14 protein-coding genes are annotated in these 17,850 nt (G+C 73.1%); 9 read left to right on the top strand and 5 right to left on the bottom strand.

What is annotated here, in order from left to right:
- Positions 1-55 precede the first annotated feature (55 nt).
- The 3 genes from AB0O36_RS11360 to AB0O36_RS11350 all read left to right on the top strand — a co-directional run bounded on the left by AB0O36_RS11360 (position 56) and on the right by AB0O36_RS11350 (position 4,071).
- Positions 56-1,843 carry a DEAD/DEAH box helicase gene (locus tag AB0O36_RS11360; RefSeq protein WP_365107387.1) on the top strand — a complete coding sequence of 596 codons (1,788 nt, stop codon included), beginning with the start codon at positions 56-58 and terminating at the stop codon, positions 1,841-1,843.
- 579 nt (positions 1,844-2,422) lie between these two features.
- A complete protein-coding gene (locus AB0O36_RS11355) occupies positions 2,423-3,064 on the top strand; it encodes a helix-turn-helix domain-containing protein (protein ID WP_365107384.1) in 642 nt (213 codons plus the stop codon).
- Positions 3,065-3,273: 209 nt separating this feature from the next.
- A complete protein-coding gene (locus AB0O36_RS11350) occupies positions 3,274-4,071 on the top strand; it encodes a S16 family serine protease (protein WP_365107594.1) in 798 nt (265 codons plus the stop codon).
- 27 nt (positions 4,072-4,098) lie between these two features.
- On the opposite strand, the gene AB0O36_RS11345 is transcribed toward AB0O36_RS11350, so the two are convergent.
- Entirely contained in the window at positions 4,099-4,569 is a 471-nt protein-coding gene (locus AB0O36_RS11345) for an Lrp/AsnC family transcriptional regulator (RefSeq protein ID WP_365107591.1), read from the bottom strand.
- Between the two features lie 131 nt (positions 4,570-4,700).
- Here AB0O36_RS11345 and hppD point away from each other — a divergent pair, with 131 nt between their 5' ends.
- Positions 4,701-5,846 (top strand): 4-hydroxyphenylpyruvate dioxygenase, encoded by a 1,146-nt coding sequence (gene hppD / locus AB0O36_RS11340; protein WP_365107381.1) that lies wholly within the window; start codon positions 4,701-4,703, stop codon positions 5,844-5,846.
- 154 nt (positions 5,847-6,000) lie between these two features.
- On the opposite strand, the gene AB0O36_RS11335 is transcribed toward hppD, so the two are convergent.
- Entirely contained in the window at positions 6,001-7,473 is a 1,473-nt protein-coding gene (locus tag AB0O36_RS11335) for a tetratricopeptide repeat protein (RefSeq protein ID WP_365107378.1), read from the bottom strand.
- 121 nt (positions 7,474-7,594) lie between these two features.
- On the opposite strand from AB0O36_RS11335, the gene AB0O36_RS11330 reads away from it, so the two are divergent.
- Positions 7,595-9,094: an FAD-linked oxidase C-terminal domain-containing protein gene (locus tag AB0O36_RS11330; protein WP_365107375.1), complete on the top strand. Its 1,500-nt coding sequence runs from the start codon at positions 7,595-7,597 to the stop codon at positions 9,092-9,094.
- A 72-nt stretch (positions 9,095-9,166) separates the two neighbouring features.
- Here the strand turns inward: AB0O36_RS11330 and AB0O36_RS11325 are convergent, their stop codons facing one another.
- Entirely contained in the window at positions 9,167-9,646 is a 480-nt protein-coding gene (locus AB0O36_RS11325; RefSeq protein ID WP_365107373.1) for an SsgA family sporulation/cell division regulator, read from the bottom strand.
- A 2,217-nt stretch (positions 9,647-11,863) separates the two neighbouring features.
- Between AB0O36_RS11325 and AB0O36_RS11320 the strand changes: the two genes are divergently transcribed.
- Positions 11,864-12,415, top strand: coding sequence for an RDD family protein (locus AB0O36_RS11320; protein WP_365107371.1), 552 nt, complete (start codon positions 11,864-11,866; stop codon positions 12,413-12,415).
- 68 nt (positions 12,416-12,483) lie between these two features.
- Positions 12,484-13,284 (top strand): RDD family protein, encoded by an 801-nt coding sequence (locus AB0O36_RS11315; RefSeq protein WP_365107369.1) that lies wholly within the window; start codon positions 12,484-12,486, stop codon positions 13,282-13,284.
- Positions 13,285-13,321: 37 nt separating this feature from the next.
- Here AB0O36_RS11315 and AB0O36_RS11310 read toward each other — a convergent pair whose 3' ends face one another.
- On the bottom strand, positions 13,322-13,633 hold the full coding sequence (locus AB0O36_RS11310; RefSeq protein WP_365107366.1) for a hypothetical protein: 312 nt from the start codon (positions 13,631-13,633) through the stop codon (positions 13,322-13,324).
- A 338-nt stretch (positions 13,634-13,971) separates the two neighbouring features.
- Here AB0O36_RS11310 and AB0O36_RS11305 point away from each other — a divergent pair, with 338 nt between their 5' ends.
- Both AB0O36_RS11305 and AB0O36_RS11300 read left to right on the top strand, forming a co-directional pair.
- Complete coding sequence (locus AB0O36_RS11305; protein WP_365107363.1) at positions 13,972-16,401, top strand: immune inhibitor A domain-containing protein; 2,430 nt, start codon at positions 13,972-13,974, stop codon at positions 16,399-16,401.
- A 160-nt stretch (positions 16,402-16,561) separates the two neighbouring features.
- Positions 16,562-16,897: a hypothetical protein gene (locus tag AB0O36_RS11300; RefSeq protein WP_365107360.1), complete on the top strand. Its 336-nt coding sequence runs from the start codon at positions 16,562-16,564 to the stop codon at positions 16,895-16,897.
- Between the two features lie 72 nt (positions 16,898-16,969).
- Here AB0O36_RS11300 and AB0O36_RS11295 read toward each other — a convergent pair whose 3' ends face one another.
- Positions 16,970-17,572, bottom strand: coding sequence for an isochorismatase family protein (locus tag AB0O36_RS11295; RefSeq protein WP_365107357.1), 603 nt, complete (start codon positions 17,570-17,572; stop codon positions 16,970-16,972).
- Between the last annotated feature and the right edge of the window lie 278 nt (positions 17,573-17,850).

Genomic DNA, 17,850 nt, shown 5'->3' with positions numbered 1-17,850 from the left:
CCCGGTTGTCCTACGTACGACTTCCGATCGCCGTCGAGAGCACGAACCGGAGACCGTGACTACTACCGCCTCCCACCACCTCTCACCCGCCTTCCCCGGCCGCGCCCCCTGGGGCACCGCCAGCAAGCTGCGCGCCTGGCAGCAGGGAGCGCTGGACAAGTACCTCCAGACCCAGCCGCGTGACTTCCTCGCGGTCGCCACGCCCGGCGCCGGCAAGACGACCTTCGCCCTCACCCTCGCCTCCTGGCTGCTGCACCACCACGTGGTCCAGCAGGTGACCGTGGTCGCCCCGACCGAGCACCTCAAGAAGCAGTGGGCCGAGGCCGCCGCCCGGATAGGCATCCGGCTCGACCCCGAGTACTCGGCCGGCCCGCTGAGCCGCGAGTACCACGGGGTCGCGGTCACCTACGCCGGTGTCGGCGTACGCCCGATGCTGCACCGCAACCGCTGCGAGCAGCGCAAGACCCTGGTCATCCTCGACGAGATCCACCACGCCGGCGACAGCAAGTCCTGGGGCGAGGCGTGCCTGGAGGCGTTCGACCCGGCGACCCGCCGCCTGGCCCTGACCGGAACCCCCTTCCGGTCCGACACCAACCCCATCCCCTTCGTCACGTACGAGGAGGGCAACGACGGCATCCGCCGCTCGTCCGCCGACTACACCTACGGCTACGGCAACGCCCTCGGTGACGGCGTCGTCCGGCCGGTCATCTTCCTCTCCTACAGCGGCAACATGCGCTGGCGCACCAAGGCCGGCGACGAGATCGCCGCCAAGCTGGGCGAGCCGATGACCAAGGACGCCATCAGCCAGGCCTGGCGCACCGCCCTGGACCCGCGCGGCGACTGGATGCCCAACGTGCTGCGCGCCGCCGACACGCGGCTCACCGAGGTCCGCAAGGGCATCCCGGACGCGGGCGGCCTGGTGATCGCCTCCGACCAGGACTCGGCGCGTTCCTACGCCAAGCTGATCCGGGAGATCACCGGCAGCAAGGCCACGGTCGTGCTCTCGGACGACGCGGGCGCCTCGAAGAAGATCGACGACTTCAGCGCGAACGACGACCGCTGGATGGTCGCGGTCCGGATGGTGTCCGAGGGCGTCGACGTGCCCCGGCTGGCCGTCGGCGTGTACGCGACGACGATCTCCACCCCGCTGTTCTTCGCCCAGGCCGTCGGCCGTTTCGTGCGCTCGCGCAGGCGCGGCGAGACCGCGTCGGTGTTCCTGCCGACCATCCCCTACCTCCTCGGCTTCGCCAACGAGATGGAGGTCGAGCGCGACCACGTCCTCGACAAGCCCAAGAAGGGCGGCGAGGACGAGGACCCGTACGCCGAGTCCGAGAAGGAGATGGACGAGGCGAACCGGCAGGAGGACGAGGACACCGGCGAGCAGGACATGCTGCCCTTCGAGGCGCTGGAGTCCGACGCCGTCTTCGACCGGGTGCTGTTCAACAGCGCCGAGTTCGGCATGCAGGCGCACCCGGGCAGCGAGGAGGAGCAGGACTACCTGGGCATCCCCGGCCTGCTCGAACCCGACCAGGTGCAGATGCTGCTGCAGAAGCGGCAGGCCCGGCAGATCGCGCACAGCCGGAAGAAGCCGGACGCGGAGGCGGACCTGCTGGAGCTGCCGGCCGAACGGCGGCCGGTGGTCTCGCACAAGGAGCTGCTGGAGCTGCGGAAGTCGCTGAACACCATGGTCGGCGCGTACGTCCACCAGAGCGGCAAGCCGCACGGCGTGATCCACACCGAGCTGCGGCGGGTGTGCGGCGGACCGCCGAGCGCGGAGGCGACCGCGGGCCAGCTCCGGGAGCGCATCAAGAAGGTCCAGGAGTGGGCCACCCGCATGCGCTGAGCGCGTCGCGAAGCCCCCACAGCGGTGTCGTCCCGCCCCTGTGGGGGCTTCGTACCAACGGCTTGGGCCCGCCCCCGCCCACCGTGTGAGCCCTTCCCACCACCGGTGCGCCTCCCGCGCGCAGGGCCCGTGGCGCAATTCCTACGAATCGGACGCGCACCCCTCTCGTCGGTGCCGACAGGAGCCCGCTCCCGGGGGTCGGAGGGCGGCGCTCCGCCCCTCCCGCGCCACTGACCGGAACTTGCGGTTCCGGGGTCTCCACCCCGCAGTTTTGAACTCCATCGGGGCCGCGGGACGGAAAAAGCCCCCTGTGGCAATCGAGGTTACGAATCGGTACAACAGCCGTGCCCCAAAACGCACATACGGGGATTCCGCGCCCGGATTCTGGACTTGCCCTTCCGCTGAGCGGGACGCGCTCGCTACGGTTCCCGCATCGATACGCCCCGTGGCAACGCCGCCGCGGGAGCGCTTGCCGGTGCCATGGCCTATCCGGCGGCCTCTCCGTGCGTCGCCGATGGGACCGGTGCCGCCTCCGCCCCGTGAGAGTTCACCGCCGCTCACTCAAGAGGGAGAGGCGTCGTGACCGCGGAAACCTCCCAGACGCTCGACAGGGGACTGAGAGTCCTCAAACTGCTCGCCGATACCGATCACGGTCTGACCGTCACCGAGCTCTCGAACCGCCTCGGGGTCAACCGGACCGTCGTCTACCGACTGCTGGCCACGCTGGAGCAGCACGCCCTGGTCCGCCGTGACCTCGGCGGCCGGGCCCGGGTGGGCCTCGGCGTGCTGCGGCTGGGCCGACAGGTCCACCCGCTGGTACGCGAAGCGGCCCTGCCGGTGCTCAGATCGCTCGCCGAGGACATCGGCGCCACCGCCCACCTCACCCTCGTGGACGGCACCGAGGCACTCGCCGTGGCCGTGGTGGAGCCGACCTGGACCGACTACCACGTCGCGTACCGGGCCGGGTTCCGCCATCCCCTCGACCGCGGTGCCGCGGGCCGAGCCATCCTGGCCGCCAGGCAGGGTGCGCTCATCGAGCCCGGTTACACCCTCACGCACGGAGAACTCGAAGCCGGGGCGAGCGGAGCCGCCGCACCGCTGCTCGGCATAACCGGCCTGGAGGGCAGCGTCGGCGTCGTCATGCTGGCCGACGCCGTACCCGAGCGGGTGGGCCCGCGCGTGGTCGACGCGGCCCGCGAAGTGGCGGACGCCCTCCGCTAGCCACGCGGCCGTGCCGTGTGGGCAGTCGTGCCGCAGGACGCGGCACGGGTGGGCACACGGCACACCGACCCCGCGCGGGCAGCGCAGCCGCCCGGCACCGTGACCCGGCGGGGCTCGCCGCCCCGGCCCGCCACCCGCCCGGCCGGCCCGGCCCGGCCGACGCACACCGGCCGGGCCCCACCCCACCGGCCCAGTAGATTGGCGGGGTGCTGCTCTCACGCCTCTCAAGCCTCCCGCGCCCCGTGGCCCTGGCCGTCTGCGCCGCCCCGACGCTCGCACTGCTCGTGGTCGCCGCCTTCGCGCCGCTGCCGTTCGTGCTCGCCCAGCCCGGCCTGACGGCCGACGTGCTCGGCAGCAAGGACGGCAAGAGCGTCATCACGGTCACCGGTGCGCCCACCCGCGGGACCAGCGGGCAGCTCCGCATGACCACCATCGTCGCCACCGGCCCCTCGCAGGCCGTCAGCCTGCCCGAGCTGGTCGACAACTGGTTCCGTACGGACCGCGCGGTCATGCCGAAGGAGGCGGTCTACCCGACCGGGGGCTCCGACAAGGAGATCGAGAAGCACAACCTGGAGCAGATGGCGAAGTCGCAGTCGACCGCGACCGAAGCCGCGCTCGGATACCTGAAGAAGGACCCCGGGAAGGTGAAGGTGGACCTCAACCTCGCCGACGTCGGCGGCCCGAGCGCCGGACTCCTCTTCTCCCTCGGCATCGTCGACAAGCTCGACGGCGACGGCACCGGCCGCGACCTCACCGGCGGCCGCACCATCGCCGGTACCGGCACCATCACCGCCGACGGCAAGGTCGGCCCGGTCGGCGGTGTCGCGCTGAAGACCCAGGCCGCCGCCCGGGACGGCGCGACCGTGTTCCTCGTGCCCGAGGCCGAGTGCTCCGACGCGCAGTCGGAACTGCCGGAGGGCCTCCGGCTGATCCCGGTCACCTCACTGTCCGGCGCCGTGTCGGCCCTCCGGGAACTGAACAAGAACGGCAAGGTCCCTTCCTGCTGACGCTCCCCCGGTCCGCGTGAGCGGTCTTCAGCGGTCCCCGGCGGCCTGTTCCACGAGGGGGATGATGCGGAGGGGGACGGGGTTCTCCATGACGATGGCCGTCGAGGCGCGGACGATGCCCTCGAAGCCGACCACACGGTCGATCACCCGCTGCAGGTCGGCGTTGGAGCGGGCCACCAGGCGGCACAGCATGTCGCCGTGGCCGGTGGTCGTGTGCAGTTCGAGGACCTCCGGCACCGTCGCCAGGTGGGCCCGTACGTCCGCGCCCTGACCCTGTTTGATCTCCAGCGTGGCGAACGCGGTCACCGGGTAGCCGAGCGCCGCCGGGTCCACCTGCGGGCCGAAGCCGCGGATCACGCCGTTCGACTGGAGCCGGTCGAGCCTGGCCTGGACCGTGCCGCGGGCCACGCCGAGGCGGCGGGACGCCTCCAGCACCCCGATCCGGGGCTCGCGCGCGAGCAGCACGATGAGCCGGCCGTCGAGCTCGTCGATGCCCATGTGGCATGCCTTCCTTCGTTCGCTGGTCATACTGCACAGATTTCCCATCCATGGTGGGCCCAGGGTGGGCAGTCTGTACACCCGAACAGGAAACTATTGCGCAGCTTGTGGATCGGCGGGACTCTGCGCTCATGACTGAGACCCTGGACCACAGCCCCGAGACCGCGCGTGAGGCCGACCCCTTCCCGGTGAAGGGGATGGACGCGGTGGTCTTCGCCGTCGGCAACGCGAAGCAGGCGGCGCACTACTACTCCACCGCCTTCGGCATGAAGCTCGTCGCCTACTCCGGACCGGAGAACGGCAGCCGGGAGACGGCCAGTTACGTCCTGACGAACGGCTCCGCCCGCTTCGTCCTGACCTCGGTCATCAAGGCCACGACCGACCACGGCCGGTTCATCGACGAGCACGTCGCCGAGCACGGCGACGGCGTGATCGACCTCGCCATCGAGGTCCCGGACGCGCGGGCGGCGTACAAGTACGCCGTCGAGCAGGGCGCCCGCGGCCTGGACGAGCCGTACGAGATCTCCGACGAGCACGGCACCGTGGTCCTGGCGGCCATCGCCACCTACGGCACGACCCGCCACACGCTGGTCGACCGCTCCCGCTACACCGGCCCCTACCTGCCGGGCTTCATCGCCGCAGCCCCGATCGTCGAGCCGCCGGCCAAGCGCACCTTCCAGGCCATCGACCACTGCGTGGGCAACGTCGAGCTGGGCCGCATGAACGAGTGGGTCGCCTTCTACAACAAGGTCATGGGCTTCACGAACATGAAGGAGTTCGTGGGCGACGACATCGCGACCGAGTACTCGGCGCTGATGTCCAAGGTGGTCGCGGACGGCACCAAGAAGGTGAAGTTCCCGATCAACGAGCCGGCGATCGCGAAGAAGAAGTCGCAGATCGACGAGTACCTGGAGTTCTACAACGGCCCCGGCGTCCAGCACATCGCCCTCGCCACGAACGACATCGTCGCCACCGTGCGCACCATGCGCGCCGCCGGCGTCCAGTTCCTGTCCGTCCCGGACACGTACTACGACACCCTGGGCGAGTGGGTGGGCGACACCCGCGTGCCGATCGACGAGCTGCGCGAGCTGAAGATCCTCGCGGACCGCGACGAGGACGGCTACCTGCTGCAGATCTTCACCAAGCCGGTGCAGGACCGCCCGACCGTCTTCTTCGAGATCATCGAGCGCCACGGCTCGATGGGCTTCGGCAAGGGCAACTTCAAGGCCCTCTTCGAGGCCATCGAGCGCGAACAGGAAAAGCGCGGCAACCTCTGACCGCCACCCCCCTGCGCAGCCCCGCCCCTGCCGGGCGGGGCTGCGCGCCGCCCGGCGGTCCTCCGGTCAGGGGGTCGGAGGACCGCCGGGCTGCGGTGGGGGAGGGGCGCTCACGCCGCCCCGGCCGGTCGCCCCTGCCCCCGCCCTGCCGTTGCTACTGCTTCGGCTTCGGTTTGGCCGGCACGATGTACTGGCTCATGTCCGGCGCCACCCACGTACCCTTCGGCTGCACGTTCTCCGGGCCGCCCCCGGCCGGCTCGCCCAGCGCGCCCAGTGCCTGCCTCGCCACCGGCGCCCGTACCGGCGAGAACCGCTCGTTCGTCCGCAGCGCCAGCTGCAGGTACCGCCGCGCCGTCGCGCCGTCGCCCACCCCCCGCTCGATCTGCGCCCGGTGGTACGCGAACTCCGCGCTCCGCAGCCCCAGGTCCGTCGCCTTCTTCGCGTACTCCAGCGCCTCCTCGTCGTCCCCGGTCCGGTGCAGCGCCCAGCCCAGCGCATCGGCCACCTGCACGCTCGGGTGCCGGCCCCACTCCGCCGTGAGCCGCCGCACCGCGTCCGCCGGATCGCCGTGGTCCGCCTCGTACAGCCCGAGCACCACCGACTCGTTCACGCCGTTCGCCGTGCCCTTGGCCGCCAGCGCGCCCAGCATCGCGTACGGCCCGTCCGCCGCCCGCGCCTCGTCCTCCCGGCCCGCGGCCTCCAGCAGCTCGCCCAGCTCCAGCGCCAGCTGCGGCACCGGCGACCGGCCCAGCGCCGCCCGGTAGTCCCGGATCGCCTCCCCGTTCCGCCCCATCGCGGCCAGCGCCCGGGCCTTCCCGCCCAGCGCCTGGTCCTGCGCCGCGTCCGTCCGCAGCGCACCCTCGAAGAAGCGCAGGGACTCCGCCGTCTCGCCCCGCTCCCAGGCCAGTTCACCCAGCCGGTACAGGCAGTACGCCTTCTCCGCCGGCGTCTTCGCCGTGCCCGCCGCCTGCTCCATCGCGACCGCCGCGTCCTCGCGCCAGCCCCGGTCCCGGTACACCTGCGCCGCCTTCGAGTACGCCGCAAGCCCCGGCCGCAGCTCCAGCAGCCGTTCCAGCGCCGCCTCGGCCGACTTGTACTCGCCCATGCCCGTGTACGCGTCCACCAGCACCGGGTACGCCGTCCAGCGCCGCGACGACTGCGCCCGGACCAGCTCGCCCCACTTCTTCCCGGTCACGAAGTCCCCGCGGGCATTGGCCAGCGCGCCCATGCCCGTCATCGCGTCGAAGTTGCCCTTCTCGGCCGGCCGCAGCTCCAGCGAGCGCTTGAACGCCCGCTCCGCCTTCGGGTACCAGGCCGGGTCCGGGCCGCGCCGGGACTGCTCCAGGTACGCCGACCCGAGCACCGCCCACGAACCGTGGTCGTCCTCGTGCCCGCGCAGCCACTTCTCCCGGTCGTCGATCAGCGCCGTCAGGTCCACCTGCGCCGCCGGCGCCCCCATGCCGACGGCCGAAGCCGCCCGTTCGGTGGGTCCGGGCGGGCGGGCGTCGTCGTCGACCCGTGCCGGGCGGACCAGCAGCGCCGCGGCGATCAGGACCACGGCGACCGCCGCCGGCACGAGCGTCTTGCGGCCGGTGAAGGTCAAGGGCCGCTCCGGCTTGAATGCCACGTCTTGGCGTTCTTCGCGTTCCACCCGCTCACTGTGCGTCAAATATGAAGAGTGAGCGGCGGTGTCCGAAGAGGGTCGCGGCCGGGTTCACACCGATGGCCCCCGGTGTCACCCTGGTTCGATGGACGATCTTCCGGTTCGGCCCGCCGCGCGACCCGCCGCGCACCACCCCGAGCGATCCGCCACGCACGTCCCCGTACAAGGCCCCGCGGACGAGCCCGCGGACCGGCACGCCCACGGCCTCACATACGACCCCGCCGACCTGTACGCCCGCCTCGCCGCCGGACTCCCGCCGGGAGCCCTCCTCACCGACCCCGACGTGACCGCCGCCTACGCCACCGACATGGCGAGCTTCTGCACCGCCGGCCGGCCCGCCGCCGTGGTCCTGCCCCGCACCGTCGAGCAGGTCCGGCACGTGATGCGCACCGCCACCGCACTCCGCGTCCCCGTCGTCCCGCAGGGCGCCCGCACCGGCCTGTCCGGCGGCGCCAACGCCTCCGACGGCTGCATCGTGCTCTCGCTGGTCGGGATGGACGGGATCCTGGAGATCAACACCGTGGACCGGACCGCCGTCGTCGAACCGGGCGTGGTCAACGCCGTCCTCTCCCGCGCGGTGGCCGAACGGGGCCTGTACTACCCGCCCGACCCCTCCAGCTGGGAACAGTGCACCATCGGCGGGAACATCGGCACCGCCTCCGGAGGTCTGTGCTGCGTCAAGTACGGGGTCACCGCCGAGTACGTGCTCGGGCTGGACCTGGTCCTCGCCGACGGCCGGCTGCTGCGCACCGGCCGGCGTACCGCCAAGGGCGTCGCCGGGTACGACCTCACCCGGCTGTTCGTCGGCTCCGAGGGCACCCTAGGGGTGGTCGTCGGCGCCGTCCTCGCGCTGCGGCCGGCGCCGCCCCGGCAGCTGGCGCTGGCCGCCGAGTTCCCCTCGTCGGCGGCCGCGTGCGAAGCCGTGTGCGCGGTGATGGAGGCCGGTCTGACGCCGTCGCTGCTGGAGCTGATGGACCGTACGACCGTACGCGCGGTCAACGCGCTGGGTCGGATGGGGCTGCCGGAGACCACGGAGGCGCTCCTGCTGGCCGCGTTCGACACCCCGGACCCGGCGGCCGACCTGGCGGCGGTGGGGGAGCTGTGCGCGGCCGCCGGCGCCACGGCGGTGGTGCCCGCGGAGGACGAGGCGGAGTCGGAACTGCTGCTCCAGGCGCGGCGGATGTCGTTGACCGCACTGGAGGCGCTCAGGCCCGCCACGATGATCGACGACGTGTGCGTGCCGCGGTCGCGGCTCGCCGAGATGCTGGACGGCACGGCGGCGATCGCCGAACGGTACGGGCTCACCGTCGGGGTGTGCGCACACGCGGGCGACGGGAACACCCACCCCGTGGTCTGCTTCGACCCCGCCGACGAGGACGAGGCCCGGCGCGCCCGCGAGTCCTTCGACGCGATCATGGCGCTGGGGCTGGAACTGGGCGGCACGATCACCGGCGAGCACGGCGTCGGCGTACTGAAGAAGGAATGGCTGGCCCGCGAACTGGGGCCGGTGGGGCTGGAGATGCAGCGCGCGGTGAAGCGGGCCTTCGACCCGCTGGGCCTGCTGAACCCCGGCAAGCTGTTCTGACCGTCCGGCCGTCCTGCCGTCCTGCCGTCCTGTCGTCCGGGCGCGCACCGCCCCCGCCCCTGCCCCCACGCCTCATGCATCCCCGTCCCCGGACTCGTCGGAGGGCCACGCGTCCCGCAGCCACACTTCGTCCGCCGGGGTCGGGGCGAGCAGCTCGGCGAGGGCCTCGTCCAGTCCGAGCCGTTCCGCCTCGGTGCCCGGCGGCACCACCCGCAGGGTGCGTTCCAGCCAGGCGGACAGCGCGGCGGCCGGCACCTCCAGCAGCGCGTCGCCGTCCGGGGAGCTGAGGGCCATGCAGAGCACCGCCTTGCCGTCGACCTTGGTGGGCCAGATCCGTACGTCGCCCTGGCCGCAGGGCCGGAACACCCCCTCGACCAGCAGCTCGCGGGCGAAGGTCCAGTTCACGGGTGCGCTGGAGCCGGTGTGGAAGGTGATGTGCACGGCGTACGGGTCGGTCGTCCGGTAGAGCAGGAGGGCGGGGACGGTGACGCTGCGCTCGGGCGACAGGACCAGCTTCAGCTCCAGCTCGCGCTCGATGGCGGGGTAGTGCATGGGGTGCCTCTCTTCTCTGTGGTGCGGGCGGGTCGAGTCGGCCCGACATGAGGAGAGAGCGCGGAGCTGTCCGGGTATGACGCGACTTCGGGGCGGCTGGCACAGGTTGGCCGGAAGTCATCGTCTGGCCGGAAGCGGGCGGTGGGGGCGGAACGGCGCGGGGTTCGCCCGAAGGCTTGGATTCTCCCGTTACCGAACCTGCGGGACCGGGGTTCTTGGTTATGGTCCTCCCTTGCGCACGCCCCTTGTGCCACGCGCACAAGCCTCAAGCCACGATCGGAGTTGGGGACATTGACGGCCTCCCCAGGTGACGGTGAGCACGCGGCCCGTGAGGGCTACTACCCCGATCCGTCCATCCCCGGGTTCGTCCGCTACTGGAACGGTTCCGCGTGGGTGCCGGGCACGAGCCGACGTACGACCGCGGCGGACGAGGCGGCGTGGGCGGCCGCGACCGGTCCGGCGGGCGGGAGCGGGGTCGGCGGGGCGGCCGGGCCGGGCGGCGTCGGCGGGCCGGGCGGCGCGGGTGGCGCGGGCGGCGCGGGTGGCCATGGCCGGCCGGGCGAGCGCCGCGGGCCGGAGGGGCCGGGTGCGCCGGACCTCCGTACGCAGGCCCCGGCCCCGGCTCCGGTCCCCACCCCGCGGCCCGCCCCGGCGCCGGTCCCGTCCCCGGTGCCCGGTCCCGGTCCCGCGCCGGTCCAGTGGCCCGCCGCCGGCCCGCAGCCCGCTCCCGGCCCCGCCCGGCAGTCCGTCCCGCCGGCCGGGTTCGGGCCGGCGGAGCCGATCCGTGACGCGGCTCGGGCTTCCGGGCCCGCCACCGCGCCGTCGGCCCCGGGTGCCGTGCAGACCCCGTGGCCCGCCGCCCCGACTCCGGCCGCCGCACCGTCCCGGTGGCCCGTCACCCCCTCGTCCACGGCTCCGGATCCGGCCCGCGGTCCGGTTCCCGCCCCGGGGCCCGGGTACGGCGCGCCCCCGGCCGCCTGGCCCGCCGCCGGCTCGGCTGCCGCTCCGGGCCCGGCTCCCGCTCCGGCTCCCGCCCCGGCGGCCGATTACGGCCGGGCTCCCGCCCCTTGGTCTGCCGGTGAGGCGGCTCCTGCCCGCGGCGCAGCCTCCGCCCCGGTGCCGGGACGGGGTGCGCCCCCGGCCGCCTGGCCCGCCGCCGGGTCGGCTCCCGCTCCCGGCCCGGCTCCTGCTCCTGCTCCTGCCCCGGCTTCCGGCTCGGCGGCGGGCTTCGGTGCGGCCCCGGCGGCCTGGCCCGCCGCCGGGTCGGCTCCCGCTCCCGTTTCCGCCCCGGCTCCCGGTTCGGCTCCCGGCCCTTCCGCCCCGGCGCCCGGATACGGCGCGGCTCCGGCCGCCTGGCCGGCCACCGGGTCGGCTCCGGCTGCCGGTTCGACTCCCTTCCAGGGGACGGATGACGGCGGGGCCCCGGCCGCGTGGTCCGCCGGAGCATCGGCCGGCGCATCGGCTCCGGCTCCCGGTGCCGCGCCCGTCTCCGGCTCGGCTTCCGAGCCGGCCCCGGTGTCGTGGCCCGCCGCGGGGTCCGCCGGGGCCGCGTCCGCTCCCGACCCGGGCCCGGCACCGGGCGGTGGCGCCGCCTCGGCTGCACGGTCCGCCGGCGCGTCGGCCCCGGCTTCCGCCCCGGCGGGACCGGGTGTCGGGCGGGCGGAGGAGACCGGGCCGGTCTTCCTGGACGAGACCGGTGCGCTCGCCGAAGCTCCGGCGTGGGCGGCCGACCCCGCCCAGCAGTCGGGCTTCGGCGGGCCCCGCGATCGTCGAGTCTCGTGGGGAGCCCCCGCCGATGCACCCCCGGCGGACCGCCCGGCGGACCGCCCGGCCGCACCCGGCCGGGGCGTCTCCCTGAACCGTCGGACCCCGGAGCCCGCGCAGGACGACGCCGACCTGTGGCCCGGGGGCCGCCGGCGCGACCCGGCGGCCCCCGCGGCAGACGCCCCGGCACCGGGACCGTCGTCCGGGCCCGACGGGGACGGCCGCCGCCCTGCCCCGGCGGCCCCGGCCGCGCCCGCACCCCGGGGACGTACGGCCGAGCCCACGCCCGGCATCCTCTCCGCCCGCTCCCCGGCGGCCGCTCCCGCCGCCGAACCCCGGCCCGCGGAGCCACAGCCCCGGGCAGAGGCGCCCCGGCAGACGGGCGCGCGTACCGGTGAGGGGGAAGGGAGCGGGAGGGGCCACGGGGAAGGCGCGGAGCGCCCCGGCGCGGTCGTGCCCGCCGCCGACGGGGACGGCTCCGCCGTTCGCCCCCGTACCGACCCGGCCGTCTTCGAGCGGATGGCCGAGCGGGCCGCCCGGCCCGCGGCGCTCGGGCGGCGGTTCCTCGCCCGGGTGCTGGACTGCATCCCGCTCGCCGCCGCCGGAGCCGCCGCGGCCTGGCCCTCCGTACCGGCGGTGACCGAGCACCTCCAGGCCAAGGTGGACGCCGCCGCCCGGGGCGCGGGCGGCGATACCGTCACCGTGTGGCTGCTGGACGGCACCACCGCCGCCCACCTCGCGCTCGTGTTCGCCGTCGTCCTCGTCTTCGGCGTGTTCTACGAGGCCCTCCCCACCGCCCGCTGGGGACGTACCCCGGGCAAGAAACTGCTCGGCATCCGCGTGGCGTCGGTGTCCACCGGCCGCCCGCCCGGCTTCGGGGCGGCGCTGCGGCGCTGGCTGGTGTACGGGCTCCTGGGGCTGCCCGGGGCCCTCTGGTGCCTGGTGGACCGGCCGCGCCGCCAGGCCTGGCACGACAAGGCCGCCGGTACGTTCGTCACCCGGTAGCACCCACCCGTCGCCCGGACGGACCCGGTGCCGTTGCGGGGTCCGCGGGGCCGGGTTCGACTCGGGCCATGAGTACCGATCAGCCGCCGCCGGGCGAACGGCCCGAGGACGACCCGTTCCTCAAGAAGCCCCAGGAGCCGACGCATCCCTCGGGCGGCTCTCCGTACGACACGCCGCCCACCGGGGGCACCCCGCCCGGCGGCCCGCCGCCGGGAGGTCCCCCGCCCGGCGGGACCCCGCCCCCGGGCGGACCGCCCCCCGGCGGCCCCGGAGGCTTCCCGCCCCCGCCCGGCGGCGGGGGTTACCCGCCTCCGCCGCCCCCCTACGGCGGCGATCCGTACGGCGGCAGCGGCGGCGCCGGCGGCTACGGCATGCCCGACCCGCTGGCCGGCATGCCCCCGCTCGCGGACTTCGGCAGGCGGCTGGCCGCCCGCATCATCGACGCGCTGATCGTGGCGATCCCGCTCTTCCTCATCCAGATCCCGTTCAACACCAAGCGGTACACGGTGGAGACGAACCAGGGCGAGGACGTCACCCAGATCTGGACCCGCTCCTACAACGGCTCCGGGCTGATCTGGACGCTGATCGCGATCATCGCCTTCGTCGGCTACGACTGGTTCTTCACCAGGAAGAACGGCCAGACCCTCGGCAAGAAGATGCTGCACATGCGCGTGGCGATGCTCAACGACGGCAGCGTGCCGGCGTCCGGCACCGCCCTGGGGCGCGCCGCCATGCTGTGGATCCCCACCCTGCTGTGCTGCTTCTGCCTGTGGCCGCTCGCGCTCATCGTCTCGATGCTCGTGGACAAGCCGTACAAGCAGGGCCTGCACGACAAGGTGGCCAAGACGGTGGTGGTCACCGCGGCCTGATCCGAAAGGCGCGGCCTGGTCGCGCAGGGCCGGAGCGTCAGAGCTGTACGGAATGTTCGGCCGCGGCCGTCCGGGGTTCAGGAACCCGGGCGGCCGCCGCCATGTCCCCGGCCGCCGGAGCCCCGGCGGACCCGGCCGTCGCCGCGCGTCCGCCCTCGTCCGCGGTCTTCCGGCGCCGCCCCGGCGGCGGTACGGTGACCGCCACCAGCAGCCCGAGCGCCAGGGCGGCGGTGGTGATGACGGCGATGCCCGCTCCGGCACTGGTCTGTGAGAGCAGGAGCATGGCGATGGTCGAGGCGATCACGGTCGCGGACCCGTAGGCGAGCTGTGCGGCGGTCGGTCGCGGCATGGCGGTATCCGTCCTCAAGGCGGAGGTGCTCCAAGACGGTTGGTTCCCGCACGGGACCGCCGGTAAGCGTGACCTGACACACGGTGCCGGAGCACGGGGGGCGCACGGGGCTCACGCGTTCGCCGGGCTGAACGCGAGGGGCGAAATGCCCGATTGGTGTCCGGATATCGGAACCAACTGACCGCATAGTGCAATTGACCGGTCCAAGTCAAGGTCTGTCTTTTCTTGCTTCGCTCCGGTCAAATGGCGTCACTTGAGACGCGCGCCGCGCGGAACACCCCACTCCTTTGGCGAAGTTCCGGACGTCCATGAGCGGCCGCGGGAGGGGAACACATCAAGTGACCAACAATTCTGCGAGGCGGCGTGCCGTGCGTGCCGCCGCCATCGCCGTGACCCTGGCCGCCACCGCGGCGTCCGGCATCGTCCTCGGCAGCGCCGCGCAGGCCGATTCCGGGTGGGGGCCGTCCCCCGCCAGCGGGGCCCCGGCCTCCGACCAGCAGGACCCGACCGCTCCGGCCAAGACCCGGGTGGAGCACGACCTGAAGGGTCCGTTCAGCAAGCAGCAGGAGCAGGCCCGCAAGGCCGCCCTGGAGCAGGTGCTGTCGGGCAAGAAGAAGACCGAGCAGCGGGGCTCCTCGAAGGTCGTCAAGCTCGACGACGCCAAGTACGTCGAGCTCGCCCGCGAGAAGACCGACAAGATCTTCACCATCCTGGTCGAGTTCGGGGACAAGGTCGACGACACGACCACCTTCGACCCGGACGGCCCGGACGGCCCCAAGCCCCCGGTCCTGAAGTACGGCGGCACCCCCGGTCCGCTGCACAACACGATCCCGCAGCCCGACCGGGCCAAGGACAACAGCACCGCCTGGCGCAAGGACTTCAACCAGCAGTACTTCCAGGAGCTCTACTTCGGTACGGGCAAGGGCAAGGACTCGCTGAAGACCTACTACGAGAAGACCTCCTCGGGCCGTTACTCGGTCGACGGTGAGGTCGCCGACTGGGTCAAGGTCCAGTACAACGAGGCCCGTTACGGTTCCAACTACTGCGGCCAGACCAACTGCGCCAACGTCTGGGACACCGTCCGCGACGGCGTGACCGCCTGGGTCGAGAAGCAGAAGGCGGCCGGCAAGACCGACGCCGAGATCAAGGCCAAGCTGGCGCAGTACGACCAGTGGGACCGTTACGACCACGACGGCGACGGCAACTTCAACGAGCCCGACGGCTACATCGACCACTTCCAGATCGTCCACGCGGGCGAGGACGAGTCGGCCGGCGGCGGCGCCGAGGGCACCAACGCGCTGTGGGCGCACCGCTGGTACGCCTACGGCACCAACGCGGGCAAGACCGGCCCGGAGAACAACAAGGCCGGCGGCACCCAGATCGGCAACAGCGGCATCTGGGTCGGCGACTACACCATGCAGCCCGAGAACGGCGGCCTCGGTGTCTTCGCCCACGAGTACGGCCACGACCTGGGTCTGCCGGACCTCTACGACACCACCGGTGGCGGCGACAACTCGGTGGGCTTCTGGTCCCTGATGTCGGCCGGCTCCTGGCTCGGCGAGGGCAAGGACTCCATAGGTGACATGCCGGGCGACATGAACGCCTGGGACAAGCTGCAGCTCGGCTGGCTGAACTACGACCGGGCCAAGGCCGCCACGAAGTCCACCCACAAGCTGGGCGTGTCCGAGTACAACACCAAGGACAAGCAGGCGCTGGTCGTCGAGCTGCCCAAGAAGCAGGTCCGCACCGACGTGGTGGCCCCCGCCGAGGGTGCCAACCAGTGGTGGTCGGGCATGGGTGACGACCTCAAGAACACCCTGACCCGGTCCGTCGACCTGACCGGCAAGAAGTCCGCCGCGCTGTCCCTCAAGGGCTGGTGGGACATCGAGAAGGACTACGACTACCTCTACACCGAGGTGTCCACCGACGGCGGCGCCACCTGGACCGCCCTCGCCGGCACCGCCAACGGCAAGGCCATCCCGGTCGACGCCGCGGGCTCCCCGTCGCTGACCGACGTCTCCGGCGGCTGGCAGGACCTGAACTTCCCGCTCGACGCCTACGCGGGCAAGAAGGTCGACCTCCGCTTCCGCTACCAGACGGACGGCGGCGCGGGCGGCAAGGGCTTCACCGCCGACGCCATCGCGGTGAAGGCCGACGGCGCGAACCTGTTCACCGACGGCGCCGAGAACGGCGACAACGGCTGGACCGGCAAGGGCTTCTCCCGGATCGGCGGCGGCTTCACCAAGGACTACGCGCAGTACTACCTCGCGGAGAACCGCCGCTACGTCTCGTACGACCGCACCCTCAAGGTCGGCCCGTACAACTTCGGCTGGTCCTCGACCCGTCCCGACTGGGTCGAGCACTACCCGTACCAGGACGGTCTGCTGGTCTGGCTCTGGGACACCTCCCAGAAGGACAACAACACCAGCGTCCACCCGGGCCAGGGCCTGATCCTGCCGGTCGACGCCAACGCCAAGCCCATGAAGTGGGCGGACGGCACCCTGCTGCGGAACAAGATCCAGCCGTACGACGCCACCTTCAGCGCGTACTCGACGGACGCCTTCACCCTGCACAAGAACGGCCAGGAGCTGTTCGTGAAGCCGAAGGCCGCCAACATGGTCTTTGACGACCACAAGGGCAAGTACTACTACGACGAGAACCCGACCGGTTCCGTCAAGGTCTCGGACACCAACACCAAGATCAAGATCGCCAAGGAGACCTACGACGGCCTCCAGATGACGATCGAGGTCGGTCCCTCGACCAAGTAGTCGGTAAAACCGCAGGTCAAACCATGATCGGCCGTCGCCCACTAGCGGGCGGCGGCCGATCGCGGTTGGATGCGAACACGGGTGCCGTCACGGACGCCCGCACCGGCCGAGGGCTTGACCGGTCCCGGCCGGGGACCGTCTCACGGGGGATGTGCTGTTCATGCCAGGTGGAGGTTTCGTCAAGCTGCCGACCGGCAGCGTCGTGGTGGCCCTGACGCTGCCCAGACCCGACTCCGGGCCGGCGGGCAGCGGCTGCCCCGACGCCGCGGACGGACCCGTCCGCGTACTCGTCCACGCCGCGAACCGGGCCCGCGCCCTGACCCGGCTGCGGAACCTCGGCATGCGGGCCGTCTACCTGCGGGGGAACACCCAGCCGCCGACCCCGGACGAGGTCACCGCGGTGCTCCACCACCCCGACGGCCTGCTGTGGCGGACCGTACCCGACCGCGCGTCCGAGCTCTGGCACCCGATAGGCGCCCTGCTGCGCGGCGCCTAGCAGCCCGCCGCGCCCGGGGCCGCCGCGCCGCTCCTACGCGCCGCTCCTACGCGCCGCTCCTACGCGCCGCTCCTACGCGCCCGTCAGCACGGGCGCGCCGGTCAGCTCCACCCCGGCCTCCCGGAGCTCCGCGAGGGCCCGCTCGGTGGTGTGCGGGGCCACGCCCGCGGTCAGGTCGAGCAGGACGTGTGTACGGAAGCCCTCGCGGACCGCGTCGAGCGCGGTGGCCCGGACGCAGTGGTCGGTGGCGATGCCGACCACGTCGACCTCGGTGACGCCGCGCTCGCGCAGCCACTCCGCCAGGCCGGCGCCGTTCTCGTCGGCGCCCTCGAAGCCGCTGTACGCCGCGGCGTGCGCGCCCTTGTCGAAGACGGCCGCGACGGCGCCCGAGGCGACGGCGGGGGCGAAGTTCGGGTGGAACCCGACGCCCTCGGTGCCGGCCACGCAGTGCACCGGCCAGCTGTTCTCGTAGTCCGGCTCGGCCGGCGGGCGGGCGAAGTGGTCGCCGGGGTCGACGTGGTGGTCACGGGTGGCGACCACGTGCCGGTAGCCCGGCGTGGCCTGGGCGATCAGCTCGGTGATGGCGGCGGCGACGTCGGCGCCGCCGGCGACCGCGAGGCTGCCGCCTTCGCAGAAGTCGTTCTGTACGTCGACGACGATCAGTGCGCGGTGCATGACGCGGTCCTTAGCTCGAAGTGTCGCAAAAGCACTGAGTGTTGCGCAGTGTTGCGATGTGCCCTGTGCTCGTTGGTGTCCCCTGCGGGGCTTCTTCCCCACCCCGCCCCTTCCCGTAACTGGGGCCCTGCCCCAGACCCAGGGATCCGGGCCGACGCCCGGCCCGGTACGGGGTCCGGGGCGCAGCCCCGGTTTCGGGAAAGGGTGGGGAGGGGACGGCTCCGCGCAGCGGCCCGCCCGCCCCGGCCCCGGCGGGGTGTGGGGCGGAGCCCCCGAGA

The sequence above is a fragment of the Streptomyces sp. NPDC089799 genome, from assembly GCF_040684755.1.
GTDB lineage: Bacteria > Actinomycetota > Actinomycetes > Streptomycetales > Streptomycetaceae > Streptomyces.
Note: the sequence above shows the minus strand (reverse complement) of the source record. Positions and strands in the feature narration are given on the sequence as shown.